This window comes from Bacillus salitolerans (genome assembly GCF_042680805.1).
In the GTDB taxonomy this organism is placed as follows: Bacteria; Bacillota; Bacilli; order Bacillales; family SA4; genus Bacillus_CJ; species Bacillus_CJ salitolerans.
Genome location: NZ_JBHUEM010000020.1, coordinates 124,228 through 141,738, shown reverse-complemented (window position 1 = coordinate 141,738; position 17,511 = coordinate 124,228). Strand labels below are relative to the sequence as shown.

General features: G+C 34.1%; 16 protein-coding genes. 5 read left to right on the top strand and 11 right to left on the bottom strand.

The window, feature by feature from the left end; translation table 11 throughout:
- The first annotated feature begins 64 nt into the window (after positions 1–64).
- Positions 65–1,090, top strand: a complete 1,026-nt coding sequence (locus ACFSCX_RS12330; RefSeq protein WP_377928547.1) for an LLM class flavin-dependent oxidoreductase — start codon at positions 65–67, stop codon at positions 1,088–1,090.
- Positions 1,091–1,170: 80 nt separating this feature from the next.
- Here the strand turns inward: ACFSCX_RS12330 and ACFSCX_RS12325 are convergent, their stop codons facing one another.
- A complete protein-coding gene (locus ACFSCX_RS12325; RefSeq protein ID WP_377928546.1) occupies positions 1,171–1,308 on the bottom strand; it encodes a hypothetical protein in 138 nt (45 codons plus the stop codon).
- 268 nt (positions 1,309–1,576) lie between these two features.
- Here ACFSCX_RS12325 and ACFSCX_RS12320 point away from each other — a divergent pair, with 268 nt between their 5' ends.
- A complete protein-coding gene (locus tag ACFSCX_RS12320; protein ID WP_377928545.1) occupies positions 1,577–2,836 on the top strand; it encodes an MFS transporter in 1,260 nt (419 codons plus the stop codon).
- Between the two features lie 15 nt (positions 2,837–2,851).
- On the opposite strand, the gene ACFSCX_RS12315 is transcribed toward ACFSCX_RS12320, so the two are convergent.
- The 4 genes from ACFSCX_RS12315 to ACFSCX_RS12300 all read right to left on the bottom strand — a co-directional run bounded on the left by ACFSCX_RS12315 (position 2,852) and on the right by ACFSCX_RS12300 (position 7,028).
- Positions 2,852–3,952 (bottom strand): HD-GYP domain-containing protein, encoded by a 1,101-nt coding sequence (locus ACFSCX_RS12315; RefSeq protein WP_377928544.1) that lies wholly within the window; start codon positions 3,950–3,952, stop codon positions 2,852–2,854.
- Between the two features lie 650 nt (positions 3,953–4,602).
- Positions 4,603–4,896: a hypothetical protein gene (locus ACFSCX_RS12310; protein ID WP_377928543.1), complete on the bottom strand. Its 294-nt coding sequence runs from the start codon at positions 4,894–4,896 to the stop codon at positions 4,603–4,605.
- A gap of 125 nt (positions 4,897–5,021) precedes the next feature.
- Entirely contained in the window at positions 5,022–5,546 is a 525-nt protein-coding gene (locus tag ACFSCX_RS12305; RefSeq protein WP_377928542.1) for a hypothetical protein, read from the bottom strand.
- A gap of 12 nt (positions 5,547–5,558) precedes the next feature.
- Entirely contained in the window at positions 5,559–7,028 is a 1,470-nt protein-coding gene (locus ACFSCX_RS12300; protein ID WP_377928541.1) for an FAD-binding oxidoreductase, read from the bottom strand.
- Between the two features lie 298 nt (positions 7,029–7,326).
- On the opposite strand from ACFSCX_RS12300, the gene ACFSCX_RS12295 reads away from it, so the two are divergent.
- Together ACFSCX_RS12295 and ACFSCX_RS12290 are read left to right on the top strand one after the other, a co-directional pair.
- The gene (locus tag ACFSCX_RS12295; protein ID WP_377928540.1) at positions 7,327–7,758 is read left to right on the top strand and encodes a MarR family winged helix-turn-helix transcriptional regulator; all 432 of its coding nucleotides are present in this window, start codon (positions 7,327–7,329) and stop codon (positions 7,756–7,758) included.
- A gap of 101 nt (positions 7,759–7,859) precedes the next feature.
- Positions 7,860–8,420 carry an FAD-dependent oxidoreductase gene (locus ACFSCX_RS12290; RefSeq protein ID WP_377928539.1) on the top strand — a complete coding sequence of 187 codons (561 nt, stop codon included), beginning with the start codon at positions 7,860–7,862 and terminating at the stop codon, positions 8,418–8,420.
- Positions 8,421–8,514: 94 nt separating this feature from the next.
- Here ACFSCX_RS12290 and ACFSCX_RS12285 read toward each other — a convergent pair whose 3' ends face one another.
- The 3 genes from ACFSCX_RS12285 to ACFSCX_RS12275 all read right to left on the bottom strand — a co-directional run bounded on the left by ACFSCX_RS12285 (position 8,515) and on the right by ACFSCX_RS12275 (position 11,801).
- Complete coding sequence (locus ACFSCX_RS12285; RefSeq protein ID WP_377928538.1) at positions 8,515–8,700, bottom strand: hypothetical protein; 186 nt, start codon at positions 8,698–8,700, stop codon at positions 8,515–8,517.
- A 414-nt stretch (positions 8,701–9,114) separates the two neighbouring features.
- The gene (locus tag ACFSCX_RS12280) at positions 9,115–10,149 is read right to left on the bottom strand and encodes a glycosyltransferase family 2 protein (RefSeq protein ID WP_377928537.1); all 1,035 of its coding nucleotides are present in this window, start codon (positions 10,147–10,149) and stop codon (positions 9,115–9,117) included.
- A 17-nt stretch (positions 10,150–10,166) separates the two neighbouring features.
- The gene (locus ACFSCX_RS12275) at positions 10,167–11,801 is read right to left on the bottom strand and encodes a DUF6044 family protein (protein WP_377928790.1); all 1,635 of its coding nucleotides are present in this window, start codon (positions 11,799–11,801) and stop codon (positions 10,167–10,169) included.
- Positions 11,802–12,049: 248 nt separating this feature from the next.
- Between ACFSCX_RS12275 and ACFSCX_RS12270 the strand changes: the two genes are divergently transcribed.
- Positions 12,050–13,978, top strand: a complete 1,929-nt coding sequence (locus ACFSCX_RS12270; RefSeq protein WP_377928535.1) for an LTA synthase family protein — start codon at positions 12,050–12,052, stop codon at positions 13,976–13,978.
- Between the two features lie 461 nt (positions 13,979–14,439).
- Here ACFSCX_RS12270 and ACFSCX_RS12265 read toward each other — a convergent pair whose 3' ends face one another.
- The 3 genes from ACFSCX_RS12265 to ACFSCX_RS12255 form a co-directional block, all read right to left on the bottom strand.
- The gene (locus ACFSCX_RS12265; protein WP_377928534.1) at positions 14,440–14,772 is read right to left on the bottom strand and encodes a DUF1048 domain-containing protein; all 333 of its coding nucleotides are present in this window, start codon (positions 14,770–14,772) and stop codon (positions 14,440–14,442) included.
- Positions 14,769–15,122, bottom strand: a complete 354-nt coding sequence (locus tag ACFSCX_RS12260; RefSeq protein ID WP_377928533.1) for a DUF1048 domain-containing protein — start codon at positions 15,120–15,122, stop codon at positions 14,769–14,771. Before ACFSCX_RS12260 ends, ACFSCX_RS12265 begins: the two co-directional genes overlap by 4 nt.
- Positions 15,123–15,920: 798 nt before the next feature.
- Positions 15,921–17,189 (bottom strand): SpoIID/LytB domain-containing protein, encoded by a 1,269-nt coding sequence (locus ACFSCX_RS12255; protein WP_377928532.1) that lies wholly within the window; start codon positions 17,187–17,189, stop codon positions 15,921–15,923.
- Positions 17,190–17,511: the final 322 nt, after the last annotated feature.

The following is a 17,511-nucleotide window of genomic DNA, read 5'->3' as shown; positions in this document are numbered from 1 at the left end:
TACCGATATTTTCTGATACCATAATAACCGATCCAATATTTGTAGAAAGAAGATGAATAAAGGAATGAATAAAAAATTAGTAAAAAATCTTAATGAGGTTCGGGTTTCAGTTCTTGATCTTGCTCCAATCGTTCAAGGAGGATCAGTCAGTGAATCTTTAAAACATACAGTAGATCTCGCAAAGCATGTGGAAAGATGGGGTTATCATCGTTATTGGCTTGCCGAGCATCATAATATGCCTGGTATAGCCAGCTCTGCCACTTCAATTGTAATAGGTCATGTAGCAGCCTCCACTTCTTCTATTAGGGTAGGATCTGGGGGGATTATGTTACCAAATCATGCACCGTTAATAATTGCTGAGCAATTTGGGACACTTGAGTCTTTATTTCCGGGCCGAATCGATCTTGGACTAGGTCGTGCCCCTGGCACAGATCAATTAACTGTTATGGCTCTAAGAAGAGATAGTAGAAGCAATGGACAAGATTTTCCTGAACAATTAGATGAACTCCGCTCTTATTTTAGTAATAGCAAAAAAACTAGAACAGGGGTTAGAGCTATTCCAGGTGAAGGACTAAATATTCCTATCTGGCTCCTTGGTTCTAGTGGCTTTAGTGCACGCCTTGCTGCACATTTAGGTTTACCCTTTGCATTTGCTAGTCATTTTTCGCCAAATAATACCTTAGCAGCACTTAATTTATACTATAACGAATTTTTAGCATCTGATGATTTGGTAGATCCTTATGCCATGATTGGAATAAATGTTATTGCTGCTGATACTGATAAAGAAGCACAAATCCTAGCCACATCTATGCAACAAGCATTTTTAAACCTGATTCGGAATAATCCAAGTCAATTACCTCCACCTGTTGAGAGCATGGAGGACATTTGGAATGAATATGAGAGATCAATCTTGCATAATCAATTTGCGTACTCGATTGTGGGCTCTCATCAAACAGTTGAGCGAAAACTCAATGAATTCTTATTAGAAACAAAAGCAGATGAAATCATCATAAGCTCTATGGTTTATGATCACCAAGCCAGATTACGGTCTTATGAAATAGTAGCTGAGGTTATAAGAAAATATAAGTAACATGAAAATAGTAAACCACCCTTTCTATGTAGAATGACAAAAAGGGTGGTTTAGATTTTTAACCCATAAATAGTCAATCATTAGTCTTTCATTTTCACTGGTGTAACAACTGCATATAAATTTGAAGAATTATCCGTAATGTTCACTTCAATTACTTTAAAACCTGATACATTGTGATTAGTACTAGCAGAGTTTAAATTAATTTGGTCTTTACTCACTTTCAGTCATCCTTTCACAAATAATCTCACACAAGAATCACTATATGCTTACAGATAAAAAATGTTACATATTTTTGTTAATTAGTTATTAGTTTAAGTATAAGTTACCCCTTTACATATATACCCGCCTTCTTCACCCCCATTTACAACAGCTATTAAAGTCACAATCCTACATTTTGTTCATTAATTTTTTATTCAGTTATCAATTTCCTACCTATGGTAATATGTTAGTAGATGATTATTTTATTTCGAAAGTAGATGATGAGGTATGAGCCAAAAAGCTAGAATGATCCTTACCTTACTATTATTAACTTTGTGTTTACTTGGAAGCTTAGGCTTTGGGCGATTTTCATTTGGGGCTATCCTTCCCTTTATGAAAGACGATCTAATGTTTACTTACACTCAAACAGGTTTCGTTGCTTCTTCGATTTTTTTTGGATACTTACTTAGTGCATTTTTTTCTGGTTATTTTGTCCTCCGTTTTACAGCAAAGGTTGTTATCATTGCTTCCTTATGTTTAGCATCATTAGGGATGTCATTATTGGCAATGTCAAGTCATTTTTGGATATCCTTCTTTGGAAGTCTCATTATGGGTATCGGTTCAGGAGGAGCCAACATACCTGCTCTTGGAGTTGTGGCAAAATGGTTTGCACCGAAGAAACGGGGTCTAGCCATGGGAATTGTGAACTCCGGTTCCGGACTTGGTATTGTATTTAGTGGAGTATTTGTTCCCGTAATGATAGGGATTGATACAGTTAACGGATGGAGATTTAGTTGGATTGTGTTAGCTTGTCTTATCTTATTAATTGCAATTTTAGTCTTAGCTTTCTTAAAGAAGCATCCTCAAGAGGTAGGTATTCATTCCAACGGAGAAGAGCGAAATCAAACATCTGACCATACCTTCTTAGCTACAAGTTCTGTTTATAAAAATTCAATTGTCTGGCATATTGGTTTCACATACTTTCTATGGGGATTTAGTTATCTTGTCTTTTCTACATTTATTGTAGACTACTTAATGAATGATATCGGATTCACTAAAGGTGTTGCTGGTCAATACTTCGCCATCGGTGGTTTTATCAGTATTTTTAGTGGATTCATATGGGGGGCAATTTCAGACAAAATCGGAAGGATACAAGCCTTGACCATTGTTTACGGATATCAATGCATACTCTTATTATTAATGTCTTTAACCTATCATCCTACCCTCTTACTTGTTGAGGTGATCTTATACGGAATAGCATTATGGGCTGTTCCAACCATTACAGTCACTAGTGTTAGTGAGTATGTTGAACCCGCACTAGCTCCGATTGCATTAGGCTTTCTTACGTTGTTTTTTGGAGTGGGTCAATTTTTTTCCCCTATTGTAACAGGTATCTTAATTGATCAGACTAACAGCTATTATAGTGCATTTGTAGCCTCGGCAATAGCTGTATGTGTTGGATGTTTCGCAAGCTGGGCACTATCAATGCGTTTGAGTAGAAAAAGTGAAAGAGTCATCTCATCAAATATAAATAGGGTTGACAATTAAGCCAACCCTTTAAAACTATACTTCTGTGTGATTATCCTCGTCTATATTTGAATTCCTTGGAACAATTGGTAAGAAAGATGGATATACTTCAACAAATGCAGCTTCGAGAGCTGGATCAAATTGAGATACCATGTTTTCTAAGATAATCTTCTTTGCTCGATCTGGATGAAAGGCATTTCGATACGAACGATTTGATGTTAATGCATCAAACGTGTCACCAATCGCAATGATTCTAGCGTAAAGTGGTATATCGTGTCCCTTTATACCATGTGGATATCCTGTTCCATCATACCGCTCATGATGGTGTAAAACCGCATTTACGATTTCGTTAGGATATTCTAGCATCCTTAGTATCGATGCCCCTTTGGATGGGTGTTTCTTTATTTCTTCAAATTCCTCAGGTAGAAGTTTACCCTTTTTAGTTAATATGTTAGTCGGAGTATGCACCTTTCCAATGTCATGTAACAATGAACATACTCTAAGAATATTTATATCGATCGGGAACCCTTTCTTTTTTAAATTCTCTCCTAAAAGCAATGAGTATTCAGATACCCTTTTTGAATGACCTTGTGTATAATCATCTTTTGTTTCTATCGCAATGATTAAACTTTGCATGGTCTTTTCATATAACACTTTTGTTTTTTCATTTTCGGTTAATATCAATGTCACATAATACAAGACTAAGTTATAAACAAAATAGAATGATAGTTCAATCATTAATGTAACAATTGTAGTATGTAGTGTTGGATGAATTATGATTATAACACCATAGCCGATAACGGAAGAAATGGAAGAACCAATAAACAATGATTTCTTTTTAAATAAAATCGTAAACAGAGGGGCAAAGTAAAATAATACATAATCTAAAAAAGGTGCCACATAATACAATAAACACAAAACGATGATCATGTTAGCAATAAAAAGTATTTCTCGCCAACTTTCTTTTATATATCTATATGTAATAGTAAAAGGTATCCATGAAAGTCCCAACACAATATTTAATAGATGAAACTCTCTACTCGGCCCGTTCAAAAATATGTAGCTTACAAATAGATTAAAAAATATCCCGATCGCAACTGATATCCAAATTAGTTTTAGTACCTTTTCAATCCTCATTGTTGTCCCCTTCTCTATGCTGAATGTTCTCTTTTGTTAAAAAAGGACTTACTCTACCGAATACGTTCTTTTTAGCTACTTTTTCGGTTACCAAACTATTATTTTTCAATTGAACAGTAGACTATGATTTGGCGTCCAAGACTATCGTACTGGTTTACCAAAATTCATATAGTAATTTTTTATTATTTTACCATATTTTTCGAGTGATATCGACCACAAACTCCATCTTAAACGGAGGATTTTCCATATACCCTAAAAAATAGATGTAGTTATTTATTTTTTAAGTTTGTATTGGTGATTTATGCTTTAGATAGGGGAAGAAGAGTTTGGGATATTACTTAAAAATAAAGATTTAAAAGATGCGTTAAATTTACAGATTAATTAAGAAACATGATTGAAGCAGTCACTAAGTCCTACAGGTAAACCTATTACAAACTCAATTGTGATAAGCTTATTTATGTCCACGGGCCATCTGAAAACAATTTTCGAACGAGTGATGAGGCTCTTTATCATTCATTAGGTACTGGTAGAAATAAAACTACTATATCAGAATAAGATAATTAGACAGTTACGATCAAACAATAATAAAAAGAGTAACACTACATGAAAACGTTACTCTTTTTACGTTAGGATTGACTTATAAAGAGTGTTTAGTTAAAAAACTCTAGCCACCAAGGATAATCGAATTGGCCATCTGATATTTTAAAAAAGGCCCCTCCGATACCTAAATAGGTTATCCCAGTTTCAAAGGCTACAATCTGTGTATACGTGGAGAAAAACATAAAGTTAACTCTTTCTATTTCAATTTCAAGATTCGTTACTGATGGTGACTCACCAAATTGTTTTACTGAATAAGCAAGGTAATCATCAGTGGTCGGATTCGTAAGCATAAGATAAATGATAATTAGTATTAATAGAGTAAAAGGAAAGATGAACTTTCTCATGTTTATTCCCCCCTGTATAAAAAAGATATGAACGTAAAATATTTTTAAATAATTCTTTTACTATTTTCTCTAAGTAAAGTAATAACCCCTGCAACATAAGCAAAAAAACTGTGCTCTCTTGCGTATTATGGCTCTTTTCTTTCTTCTCCAATGATGAGAAAAATCCACACTCCACAAATACTTAGGATAACTCCAAATATAATTAGAAAAAAATGCGGAGACAAAACCTTAATAAAGGATAATCCAATCATCGTACATCCTACAATAACATAATGATGTACTGTATTTAGACTATATAGCTTCTGTCTGATATGCCATGCGCGAAAGTATCCTTGTAAAAAGCCTAGACTTATTTGAATCAGTAAGGCGATATAAGGTAAGTAAGAGAAGCTATGATCGATCATTCCTACAAATATATATATGAATCCCATTCCAGCATAAATAAATGGAAGAATCTTATCATTATTTCCTCTTTTTGACATTTTTACTTTATATCCCCATGCGGCGGCAAACGAAAATGCAGCAAAAAACCAAGCAAAAAGTGTGTAAGTTAATGAAACTTGCTTTAACCATATAATGTAATATGGAAATATGACAACCTGTCCTACTGTCACAAATAGTGGAAAAAAACCTACTTTTTGATTTTTCATAGTCCCTTATCCTTATTTTAAATAATATTCATAAAATAGATTTTGAAATACTTCATTTGGATCTCTTTGAAGTTTCTCCATCTTGAAACCCTTCCAGTTTGGGTAGGATCTCATAAATTGTTCTTTTGTTTGATATCGATAATAAGGTAAATAATACGTACCTTTGTAATCTAGTGTCAAATCTGTCCATTTCTGTATTGTTTTTTTGGCACTTTCAATCTCCTCTTCTTCTAAACCATGTTGGATAAGAATAACAAGTCCAAACATATCCTCTTTTGCATAGTTCAAGCTTGTTAGGCTATCTTTACCTGCAAAACGAACCGTAATATTGTGAACTTTAAAATCATCCTCTTGATCATTAGAAGAAAGTAATTGTTTTAAATCTTGAATATACTCTTCAAATAAATGAATAGGGACAAAGAACTCCTGCAACACTTCTACTCGAGTATTGCTAGTAAATTCCATAAATGTAGACTCCGAACGCATTGCATTATTTCGAGATATTCTTTTTCCATCTATTGAATTAATATATAATTTTTGGGAATCCCAAAAAAGATTTTCCCAAAAACCTCCCTTCCTCCCTATATCGAGTGCAAGTTTACTAAAACGAACCCCCTCTTCTCCCTTTAAAGGTGTTTTACTATCTTTTTCTCCAGTGTAAACATAATCAATCACATACATTTCATCCAAAAAACTATCCGGAGCTACACTAATTCTTGCATAATGCATCGCGACTTCGTTTTGAGCAATTAAATTAGTAAAATATGATTCATATTCACTTGTATAGATTTCCTCAGTATGGATTGTATAAATATCATTTTCAGTTAATTCCAATGTTACATCCAAAATCACTCCAAATAATCCATATCCACCGAAAACATATTTCATCCATTCCTCTGAGTCTTCACGAGTAACTGTTTTAATAACCCCAGTAGGTGTTAATAATGTCATCTCCAAAACAGAGTTTGCCATAGAACCGAACCGAATATCTCTCCCATGTGCATTAACAGATAACGATCCTCCTATTGAAAAAATGGATTGGGATTGAGTCACCTTTAGTGCAAGTCCATATGGGGATATCGCTTTTTGGACATCATCCCAAGTGGCTCCTGCTTGTACTCGAACTGTTTTAGATTCTTCGTTAATTTCTAATATTTTATTATAGGAACGCATGTCTAATGACACACCCTTCTTAAAGTAGGTATGCCCTCCCTGTGAGTGCTGAAGCCCTGCGATCGAAATCTGTTGTCTAGTTTCATTCGCTTGTTGAACCACCTTCTGTAAATCTTGGTTATCAGCAACCTTTATGACCCGCTCCACTTTTAATGGAAGAAGTCCTGTATAGTCTGTCGTTACACTCGTTTGGGATAAACCGTATTTTCTTTTCTCAATCGGAATATTCCACATAATGAATAATCCCAACATACAAACTAAAATACCTAAAAACAAGGGCCTCTTAAAAAACTCCGACATTCTATTCATATTCTCACCTACTCTTAGAAAAGTCCTTTTTTATAAAACTAAACATACTTTTCATTTATCATTAACTAGTTTAATAGTATTTTTTCTTTTCATAATACCATAGTTACCTTGGACTGGTTGTTGAAAACGTGGCATTCATTGTTACTCAATTATCATATGAATTTTCTCAAATTGCTTATGATTGACACGTACCTGGTTTAGAACAGCATATATTTGTGTAATTTGACAGTCGGATTTAAATTACCTATACTTATTTAGTATGTATAGCAACTATTTTTTAGCCGAGTGAGGGATTCTATTGAAGCTATCCTTTCAAGATTATATTAGCATTAAAATACATAAAACCGACCTTTGTTTAACGGGCTTTATTAAATCAAAGTTAGAACCCTTTAATCTTGCACCCGAGCAAAACTTAATTATGATGCTCCTTTGGGAAAAAGATGGATTAACACAAAATCAATTGGTCGAGAGCCTACACAAAGATAAGACCAATATAGCTAGAATGGCATCAAATCTTGAAAGTAAAGGTTTTATAAAAAGAATTCATTGCAATAATGATCGTCGTTCTGTCAGACTCTATCTCACCGAGGCTGGTAAGGACCTTGGTGAAAAAGTTATTCCCATTGCAGAAAAATTTAATGATGTTGTTTGTAAAGGAATTTCTAAAGAAGAGCTTACTCAATTAGAAGAAATTCTAAACAAGATGAATACAAACGTTCAATGTCTCTAATATACTAACGGCACAATTAGTTGCTATAACAACTTATATTAATAGAAGAACAACTCTTCTTCTATTTTTATATACAATATCAGATAATGGAGGTATAAAAAATGTACGATATCGTAATTATTGGCGCCGGCCCTGCTGGAGCAAGCGCAGCTATTTTTTCTGCAAAGGCTGGAAAAAAAACATTAGTTTTAGACAATGAAAAAAGCATGACAAAACGTGCATGGGTTGAAAACCATTACGGACTGTTAGAGGTATCTGGACCTGATCTTGTTGATATAGGTAAAAAACAGGCAACAAAGTTTGGCGCAGAAATTATGGAAGAATCCGTTTTAACTATTACCCCAAAGGACGGAGGTTTTATTGTCGAAAGCGATAATAATAAATATGAGACAAAACATGTCCTCATTGCTACAGGTGCTATTACAGATCTTGCTGAGAAAGTTGGTTTAAATATCATACCTGGTACAGAACCGAGAATAAAATCAATAATTGAAGTAGATAAAGATGGCAGAACTAATGTCAATGGTATCTGGGCTGCTGGTACTACAGCTGGTGTAAGTGTTCATACGATTATTACAGCTGGAAATGGCGCGGCTGTCGCTATCAATATCATAAGTGAATTGAATGGTGAACGCTACGTTGATCATGATTTATTAAAGTAATGATTCAGGGACAGCGGAAATAAACCGCTGTCCCTACCTTTAGCTCCAAAACACTCTATAAAATTGCTTTCATAATCCCATACTGTATCTATCACTATTTCAGCTCTTCAGGATTGATAATTTTTATCGACTCAATTTCTCCACATTTAATACAAACCGTGTAGATCTTTTCACAACCAAATGACATCTTCTTATTTAATGGACGAAGGTTTACAAAATCTGTTCCTTGAACAAATTCTTTCCCGTTACATTTTTTACACTCTGTTTCATTTCTCTCCAAGTATTCTCACTCCTATTCTATCTTTAGGCAAAAGATCATTTCAATTTCTTTACGATTGAAGGTGTTGCAAGGTTTCAAACTATTTTATGTTCCTATTAAAATTGGGCTGGTATCATTTATTCGGTTTGTCCACATTCCACCATGAGAATAGCAAAGAAATTTTTCTACTATTTGATTTTATCCTTCTGACCAACTTCGCACTCCCTGTAACTAGTACAGTTCTCATATTTGCTTTGTCCATTCGCTCCCCTCTTCTATGGACCTAATAAAAACTCCTACACTTCCCATATTAGTTGTCTACCGCCAAGATAGTGATAAAAATCAAAATGGTTCCCACCCCTTGATAAGAGTTATGAGAACCATCTCACAGTAAAAGATCATTTACTTTTTTTTTAGGCGATTCTCAAAATTACTTCACTTAATCCGATGGTTAGCAAGGTTTAAGGAAGCAAAATCTCCTTCATCGTCCCCTATACTTAACAAATGATTCGAAAGTGGCAGATTTAATAAGTCTATATCAATCGAATATTTTGGTCTCCCTTTTGTTTCTTTATAAATTTTACCGATATATTCACCCACAAGACCTATTGCAATTAATTGTAGTCCTCCAATTAACCATATTGAGGTAATAAGGGAAGTCCATCCTGAAACCGTGGTACCGAAATATTTTAAAAATAAAAAATATAGTCCAAAACACACACTTGCAAAAAAGGATAGAGATCCAAGCAAAAGTACAAATCGGATCGGCTTAGTGGAAAAAGAAGTGATCCCATCAAATGCAAAAGAAAGCATCTTCCTAAGTGGGTATTTCGATTCTCCAGCCATCCTCTCTTTTCTTTTATAGAGGACAGATGTTGACTTAAATCCAATTAATGGGATAATACCTCTTAAAAAGATATTCACCTCATTAAACCGCTCAAGCTCATCTAATGCTCGTCTACTCATTAATCGAAAGTCAGCATGATTGTAAACAATGTCCACTCCCATCTTCCTCATTAACTTGTAAAATGCTTGTGCTGTACTTCTTTTAAATAATGTATCACTTTCCCTATTATCCCTTACACCGTATACGACATCATAGCCTTCATGAAACTTTTCGATAAAATCTCTTATTACGTATATGTCATCTTGTAGATCTGCATCAATGGAAACTACACAATCAGCAAATCTCTTTGCCGTTGATAGCCCAGCAAGTAGTGCATTTTGATGGCCAACATTCCTAGATAATTTTAGCCCTTTTATTTTTTCATGATAAATACTTGCTTTAAAAATGATTGACCATGTTTTATCTTTACTTCCATCATCTACAAATAACAGCTTACTATCCTCATGAATAAGATCTTCATTTACCAAGGTTTCGAGTAACATCAGTAATTGTTTCATTGTTTCTTGAAGGACCTCTTCTTCGTTATAGCATGGAACGACAACGGTTAGTAACGGTGTGTTCACTCTATTCCCTCCTATTACTACATCGTTTTGTATAAGTAGATTTTCCAATAGCCAGTTTCAGAAATAAATGTAGAATCTAAAGTAAGGAAGTTTTCGTCAGCATTTAATATCGGAACTGTTGAAAAAATGTATGCCCCACCTAACTCTTTAAAAGGAATCATATTCAATTCAAGATGCTCAAGCTTTTTCTTCGTCCTCTTTGAAAACATATAATGTTTTCCTAATTCATCTGTAAAAATATAACAACGTCCTCCCCATTCATCAAAATACTCTCTAATTTTTTTATTTTTTTCCAACTCTTTTTCAAATATTTCTCGAAATTTGTATTTATACGATAGTGGATAAAAATTGTTATATGTGTCTAATGTGTAAAACCCATTATATTGTGATACAGCTGGATGAAGTCCAATGGAAGCCACTCGGTACTCGTCTTTTGGAAGTCCGATGTATTGTTCAATCTGCTCAAATAATTTAGGATCATAAAATTCTTTTACCGAAGGTTTATTTCTATAAATTATCTCATCATTGAATAATCCCAACACGAAGAGCTGCGCAATTAAAAAAAAGACAACTAGCTTTTTACTTTGATAGGCATATTTCCAAATAATCGCTAAACCTAGAGCGAATCCAACATAAATAACTAATGGTCGTAAGAAATGAAACCGAGCAAAATTAAATGTATCAAGGAAATGGAAACGTTCTGTTAAAGGTAACCATCCTTTGTAAAACCAAAACGCATACCAAGTTGAAAGGATGAAGTTTAGGATCATTAAATAGATAAACAGTTTTTCCTTTATCCAAAGTCTGTTTTTATAAATAATGTAAAAAGCAAAAAAGGTAACAGGTAAAATGATTAACCCATGAACGGTCATTACATGTGTATGACCTAACACAAAATTTTTAAAAGTAAGACGTATAGACCTCCATAATGAAAGTCGTGCATGGAAATATTCATCACGACTATTTGCTTCACTTGAAAATAAGAACGAATATACTAAACGGTATTCAACCATTAAATAGATAAAGGTCATATAAAAGATTGAAATTAGAAATTTAAGGTTCCATCGTTTCAAACGTAGTAAATCAACCAGCCAAAGTGCCCCCATAGCGAATAAAAAAAAGAAAAATCCTAGTACGATACTTGAGTAAAATGGAAGAAGAGTTAATGTTACATAGTCTTTCCAAGTATTTTGATGAGCTCTTATGTTGAGAAAGGCCCATAGGGCTAATGGCATTCCAAGAGTACTTAACATCCCTGACGGCCAAAAAGGTGTAAGGGAAAATGCTAGGGCTACTCCAACTCTTACGTAACTCCATTCTTGGTCTTTAAGAAAGTGTGTTTTTAATAGAAGATACATACCAATGAATGCAAATACCCTTGTAATGGTTTGGCTTAATGCATAAGCGACCATAGTTGGAAATAGTACATGTAGCCAAACAATTCCGCTCCACTCTGTTCCAAAAGCGTTCCTTGGAACACCATTTATGATTTGTGGGATCGTTGCTTCAGGTGAACCAAATAATTCGCCACTTTCTTTTAAAACCTTGTACCATGCTAAATTAGAATCTAAGTTGTCGTGGACTCTAATATGAGCATTCTCACCTAAAATATACAATGGAGATAAATATAAGCTCATAATGATAAATGCCATAAAGATAAGCCTTCTCTCACTAATCGGTAACAAATTTTCCTTCACTCTTCCCACACCTTAATTAATTGATAATCCTAATGTTTACAACGTTTTATTGAATTATCCAATTTTTTCTACAAAAAATACTATTGGTTCATATATTGTACGTGTTCATAATATAATTTCATAAATGCTGTTTAAAGGGACAACCTAAAATTAGTAGTGTGATGAAATAGTTCAATAAGTTCACTTATAAAGTTGGTGAAGGAATGAAGCTCTATCAAACAATTCATAACAAATTGAACCAGCCATCTTACCTCTTTTTTGGGGTCTCCTTCTTGCTGTGGTTCAAGACAGTGCTTACACAGTTTGGTGAATTTAATCTGGATTTAAATAATCAAACACAAATCTTTCTTGTTATCATCAATCCGCTTGGATCTATCTTACTACTATTAGGCATTTCATTCTTAATACAAGATAAATACTTTGTAAAAATGCTTTTATTGTTACAATTTCTACTCTCATTTATTTTATATGCAAATGTTTTATATTATCGTTTTTATAGTGATTTCATAACGTTACCTACACTGCTTCAGACAAAGAATTTTCATGATTTAGGCGGAAGTATCTTTGCTCTTTCCAATCCATATGATCCGCTATTTTTCATTGATACTTTCTTATGGGTTGTTCTTATTACAAGTCAGTTAAAAGGTTTCCCCAAAAGGTCCTTTAAACGGTCTAATAAAATTACCATATTCGCTACAGCCATTTTATTGATTAGCCTAACAATTGGACTTGCTGAATCGGACCGTCCACAATTGCTTAAACGAATGTTTGATCGAAACTATATCGTAAAATATTTAGGTATGTACAATTATGTTTTTTATGATGTTGTTCAAAGCACGTTGACCTCTACACAACGTGCTATGGCTGAGAGCGATGATATTACGGAAATCATTCATTACACAAACTCAATTCATGCTGAACCAAATCCTACATACTTTGGAGTTGGAAAAGGATTTAACGTTATTTATGTTCATTTAGAATCCTTACAGAGCTTTATTATTGATTACAAAATTAATGGCGAAGAAGTAACTCCTTTCTTAAATTCTTTAAAAAAGGAATCAGATACTTTTTATTTTGATAATTTTTTCCATCAGACAGCGCAAGGAAAAACATCAGATGCTGAGTTTATAATAGATAATTCACTGTATGGACTTCCTCAAGGGGCTGTTTTTACAACAAAGGGATTAAATACGTATCAAGCTGCTCCGGCTATATTAAAACAACATGGGTATACATCAGCTGTTTTCCATGGAAATAATAAATCGTTTTGGAACCGAGATGTGATATATAAATCGTTTGGTTATGACCACTTCTTTGATTCAAGCTATTACGATATGGCACCCGATAACGTAGTAAACTATGGCTTAAAGGATAAACCATTTTTCAAGCAATCAATGCCATTCTTAGAAGAATTGTCACAGCCATTCTATGCAAAACTTATAACCTTATCTAATCATTATCCTTATCCTATTGCTGAAGAAGAGGCTACAATTCAGCCATATAATTCTGGAGATCGCTCGGTTGATCATTATTTTCAAACCGCTCGTTATCTAGATGAAGCACTTTCACAATTTTTTAATCAATTAAAACAAAATGGACTTTATGAGTCTTCTATCATTATATTATATGGTGATCATTATGGAATTTCTGATAACCATAAACGAGCGATGGAGCTCGTACTAGGAGAAGAAGTTACATCCTTTACTTTCTCACAGCTACAAAGAGTACCATTATTTATTAGAATCCCTGGTGTTAAAGGTGAACTCATGCATGACTTTAGCGGCCAAATCGATTTACTTCCAACTCTTCTTCATTTATTAGGAGTTGAATCAAAAGAGTTTGTACTGTTTGGTACAGATCTCTTTTCTAGTGAACACCGGGAGTTGATACCTTTTCGAAATGGTAATTTTGTCAGCCCTAATTTCACAAGAGTAAATAATAAATTTTACGATACTGCAACAGGGTATCCAATCATACGAAATGATTTACTAAGCGAAATGGAACGTAAGGTGAAATATCAACTTGAACTGAGCGACCGACTTGTAAACAGAGATTTATTAAGATTTTATACCCCAGAAGGTTTTACACCTGTCAACCGATTAATGTATAATTACCAAAATCCAAAAGAATAAAATAAAGCTGCTTCTTTAGCTAAAACGGTTTCGATACTGTGGCAAATAATTAAAAAAAAGATCAAAGTTCATACTAACACACAGACATCTTCACTCCTCAAATAACAGTACAAAATAACAAACTTAAAACGCTTGGATTTTATATCCAAGCGTTACTGTTTTTATATTGAATTGTTCAACATTAAAATTCATTTTTTAAATATAAGTACCGTTTTTCGGTTTTTCCAAATTGATAAATATTAATATGATTGATTTGGATGGTTATTTCACCCTCACGCTTTTCAGCCTCTGAGGACTTCTTTTTCTTTGAATTATCCTTAACTTTTATTATTATTTCCATTTATATTCTTTCTTTTATTTCCGACATTTCTCGAACTCGAACATACTTTAGAGTTTGGGAGGTAAGTTCAGTAATTAGGGAAAAGTTCGATAGAATTTTACAGTCAAGTACTATGTTCCTTCTATTTTTTCATAGTCTTATCAACTTTTTGATTGACCGATTCTTGATAGAGATCAGCGTAAGTTTTTGAATCTTCAATCAGTGCATCGCAGAAAGCAGCAACGTCTGTTCCTGTGACTTCAAGTACACCTTTCCCAGCAGAAGCCCCTTCTTCAAAGAAGCTGAGAATTTCCGTAAGCAGTCCGATACCTTCGTTTAGCTCAACAGAACCGACTTTAAAGAGATATTTTTGGATCTCTTTATAGACTATTTGGTAATCTTGTGGAAGATCTTTGACACGCGAAACATGGGCTCTCCATTCTTTTTTTTCTTCGATCATTTTTTTGATACTCATTTCAGTCCTCCTAATTTTCTTGCTACGTTCTTGTTAAGTTGGTCACGCCATTTATCTCTATAAGTTTTTGCGCCTTCGTCACCAACAAGTGCTGCGCAGAAGCCTTTAATATCATCTCCTAGTACTTCTTCGACGCTCTGGCCGTCTGCTGACGTAACTTCAAGCAGTTCAAGGGCACTGTCAAGAATCGGCATCAGATTACGACCGGTGAAATCTCCGTAAATCCAGAGATTACTTGTAATTTCTTTCCAAGCAGTTTGATAGTCAGCTGGCAAGACTGTTGCTCGTGCTTCAAAACCTTTCATTTCTTTAGTCATATCACTACCGGTTATTTTTTCTAAAAAATTCATTGTAGTCTCCTCCTTTAAGATACGAAGCTGTTCAGCAAAGTTTTTATTTATCACATCGTTGAGGCTAATCAACCCACGATCTTGCATCAATGACGAGGCAATTAGAGGGCTGCTACTTCGTTGCCAGTAAATACTTTAATGCGGCTTCTTCAAGTTTTCAGTACTCTGTACCACAAGTATTAAGTAATACTAATTACCGGTATATAGTAACGCAGAATAGCAGCACTTGTCAAGTGTAAATCTTTTCGTTAAAAAGCACTTTATTACGAGCTTCATAGGCGCATTAGGGAAATTGGATATCTCATAATTCAATATCATTTCTGTTAGAAGTTTCACTTACAATTAATCTTTATAACTGCGTCTTTAAAAGTTTTGTATAGGATAGAATGAATAGTCCACATGATAATTACCTTAATTACTGCATTTTATTATTGTTGTTATAGGTATAGACATATCAATAGTTTACGAAGACCTTGCTATACAGTATGTGTCTACTATGAAGTGATAAAAGACTGTACCGTTTATCCAACATAAGTACAAAAGGCGCAAGCGCCCGTTTAGCCTCAGGCAGAGCAAATGTTCTTTCATGAAAAAGGGTAGTTTTCCCATTAATTCATGACAGCTTACTTGACCTCGAGTGGCTGTGCGCTGGAGCTAGTTCCAGACGTAACATTGTATAAACTAAACACCAGAAACTTTATTAACTTACAGGAAAAAGAAGACCAAATCATATGCGATTTGATCTTCTTATAAAATTCTATTTCGTATGTTTCTCCATCGAAACGGAACCGTTTATTTTTAGCTACCTTCCCTTGTTTCTTGTTTACCAAGTTCACTAGTATGTTTAATCTCTGTACCAGGAAAATAAAATTGCAAAATGTCTTTATATGGTTTTCCTTTTAGTCCCATCGTGTTGGCTCCCCATTGACTCATGCCTACTCCATGACCATAACCGTTACCGTTCATCGTGTAAACTCCATTTGTCTCACTCAATGACTCAATAAAATAACTTTTAAATACCGTCCCTCCAATAATCGGCCTTATTTTATTGAGTTTAACATTATGAAGTGTTAGTTGATTATATAAGACAGTTCCCTCTATTAATTGTTGTAGAAACTCGATGGTTAGACTCCCATGTGTGGCTCTTTTTGAATTTAATCTATTATCAGAAACCGTAAAGGTTGGGATAGAGATTATTTTAATCTCTCCTACATAGCCATTTTTGTTTAGCCATCTTTTCATTGTTGTTGTGATTTGCTTATCTTTTTCTTGCAGTGATTCCCACATTTGTTGATGGTCCCAATTTATACTCTCTAGATCAAGTTGGTGTTTATGGAGAACAAACTCCCAAGGATGAGTAGGATCATATGGATCATCCTTAATTGGATAGTAGGAAATGGATTTCCCCCCCCAAACATGAGCGTTACTTTCCGTTTTACCTCCATTGCTAGCGGAATAAAAGGCTTCAATTGGTTTATTATGATAGGTTATAATTTCACCTTTCGTTTCATCCACAGCTTTAGACGTATTCGGCTTCCAGTCGAAACCTCCGTATACCTGAAACTGAATCGTATCATCTATATTTTGCTTTAATTGGGTAACAGCATAAGTCCTCGCTGCTATTGCTTGAGCTTTTAGTGTCTCTATTCCCCATGAAGGGTAAACTTCAAAAGGTACAACTCCTTTTAAATAATCTTCTAAAGGAAGTTGATTAATCGGACGGATATGATCTTGTTCTATCTTGAATTCAATAGCACCAAGATACGGGCGATCATTAACTAGAATTTGATGTTGTTCATTATAGGTTCTTGGAACAAGTACCAATGAGTCTACAATTATCTGTGTATCTCCCCCTCCAACTAAGGTGAGATGGTCATTGTCTACAAACAATGCATACTTTACCCCTTCAATTAATGTTAAAGTTGGATCTAATGAAACATAGTCTCCTTTCATCTCAAGTGTAATCTTTGTAGGATCCCCAACATAATTCACAAGTCTTACTTTAATGATTTCCTCAGCCTGTATATCTGTAGGCAATACAAAAAATAGAAAAAATAATGGTAACATTAGAAAGTATCTCATGGGCTTATTTTTTTCTAGTTTATTGTCCCTTATTCTTCATTTGTATAAAGAAGTCGTTATAAAGGAATATAAGTTAATTTTACCTATTCTACATTCTACTATATCGTAATCCAACTATCTCCCACCAGTTGATAACTGCCAGATAATAGTAGAAAAAGAGCTCAATTATAAATTGATATACTGTCACCTTAATAATAAGTTTAACTTATGCGATTTGATAATAATTACAACATTTCCTTATTAGTAGTCTTACGTTACGATTAGGTTATATGAATCGGATCATACATTTTTTAGAATGCTGGTGATA

What these genes read in the sequence shown, in the direction of transcription:
- ACFSCX_RS12330 (WP_377928547.1), top strand. Translation starts at nt 65, where the DNA reads ATGAATAAAAAATTAGTAAAAAATCTTAATGAGGTTCGGGTTTCAGTT.
- ACFSCX_RS12310 (WP_377928543.1), bottom strand. Translation starts at nt 4,896, where the DNA reads ATGAGAAAGTTCATCTTTCCTTTTACTCTATTAATACTAATTATCATT.
- ACFSCX_RS12255 (WP_377928532.1), bottom strand. Translation starts at nt 17,189, where the DNA reads ATGTTACCATTATTTTTTCTATTTTTTGTATTGCCTACAGATATACAG.
- ACFSCX_RS12275 (WP_377928790.1), bottom strand. Translation starts at nt 11,801, where the DNA reads ATGGCATTTATCATTATGAGCTTATATTTATCTCCATTGTATATTTTA.
- ACFSCX_RS12320 (WP_377928545.1), top strand. Translation starts at nt 1,577, where the DNA reads ATGAGCCAAAAAGCTAGAATGATCCTTACCTTACTATTATTAACTTTG.
- ACFSCX_RS12300 (WP_377928541.1), bottom strand. Translation starts at nt 7,028, where the DNA reads ATGAATAGAATGTCGGAGTTTTTTAAGAGGCCCTTGTTTTTAGGTATT.
- ACFSCX_RS12260 (WP_377928533.1), bottom strand. Translation starts at nt 15,122, where the DNA reads ATGAATTTTTTAGAAAAAATAACCGGTAGTGATATGACTAAAGAAATG.
- ACFSCX_RS12315 (WP_377928544.1), bottom strand. Translation starts at nt 3,952, where the DNA reads ATGAGGATTGAAAAGGTACTAAAACTAATTTGGATATCAGTTGCGATC.
- ACFSCX_RS12290 (WP_377928539.1), top strand. Translation starts at nt 7,860, where the DNA reads ATGTACGATATCGTAATTATTGGCGCCGGCCCTGCTGGAGCAAGCGCA.
- ACFSCX_RS12270 (WP_377928535.1), top strand. Translation starts at nt 12,050, where the DNA reads ATGAAGCTCTATCAAACAATTCATAACAAATTGAACCAGCCATCTTAC.
- ACFSCX_RS12305 (WP_377928542.1), bottom strand. Translation starts at nt 5,546, where the DNA reads ATGAAAAATCAAAAAGTAGGTTTTTTTCCACTATTTGTGACAGTAGGA.
- ACFSCX_RS12265 (WP_377928534.1), bottom strand. Translation starts at nt 14,772, where the DNA reads ATGAGTATCAAAAAAATGATCGAAGAAAAAAAAGAATGGAGAGCCCAT.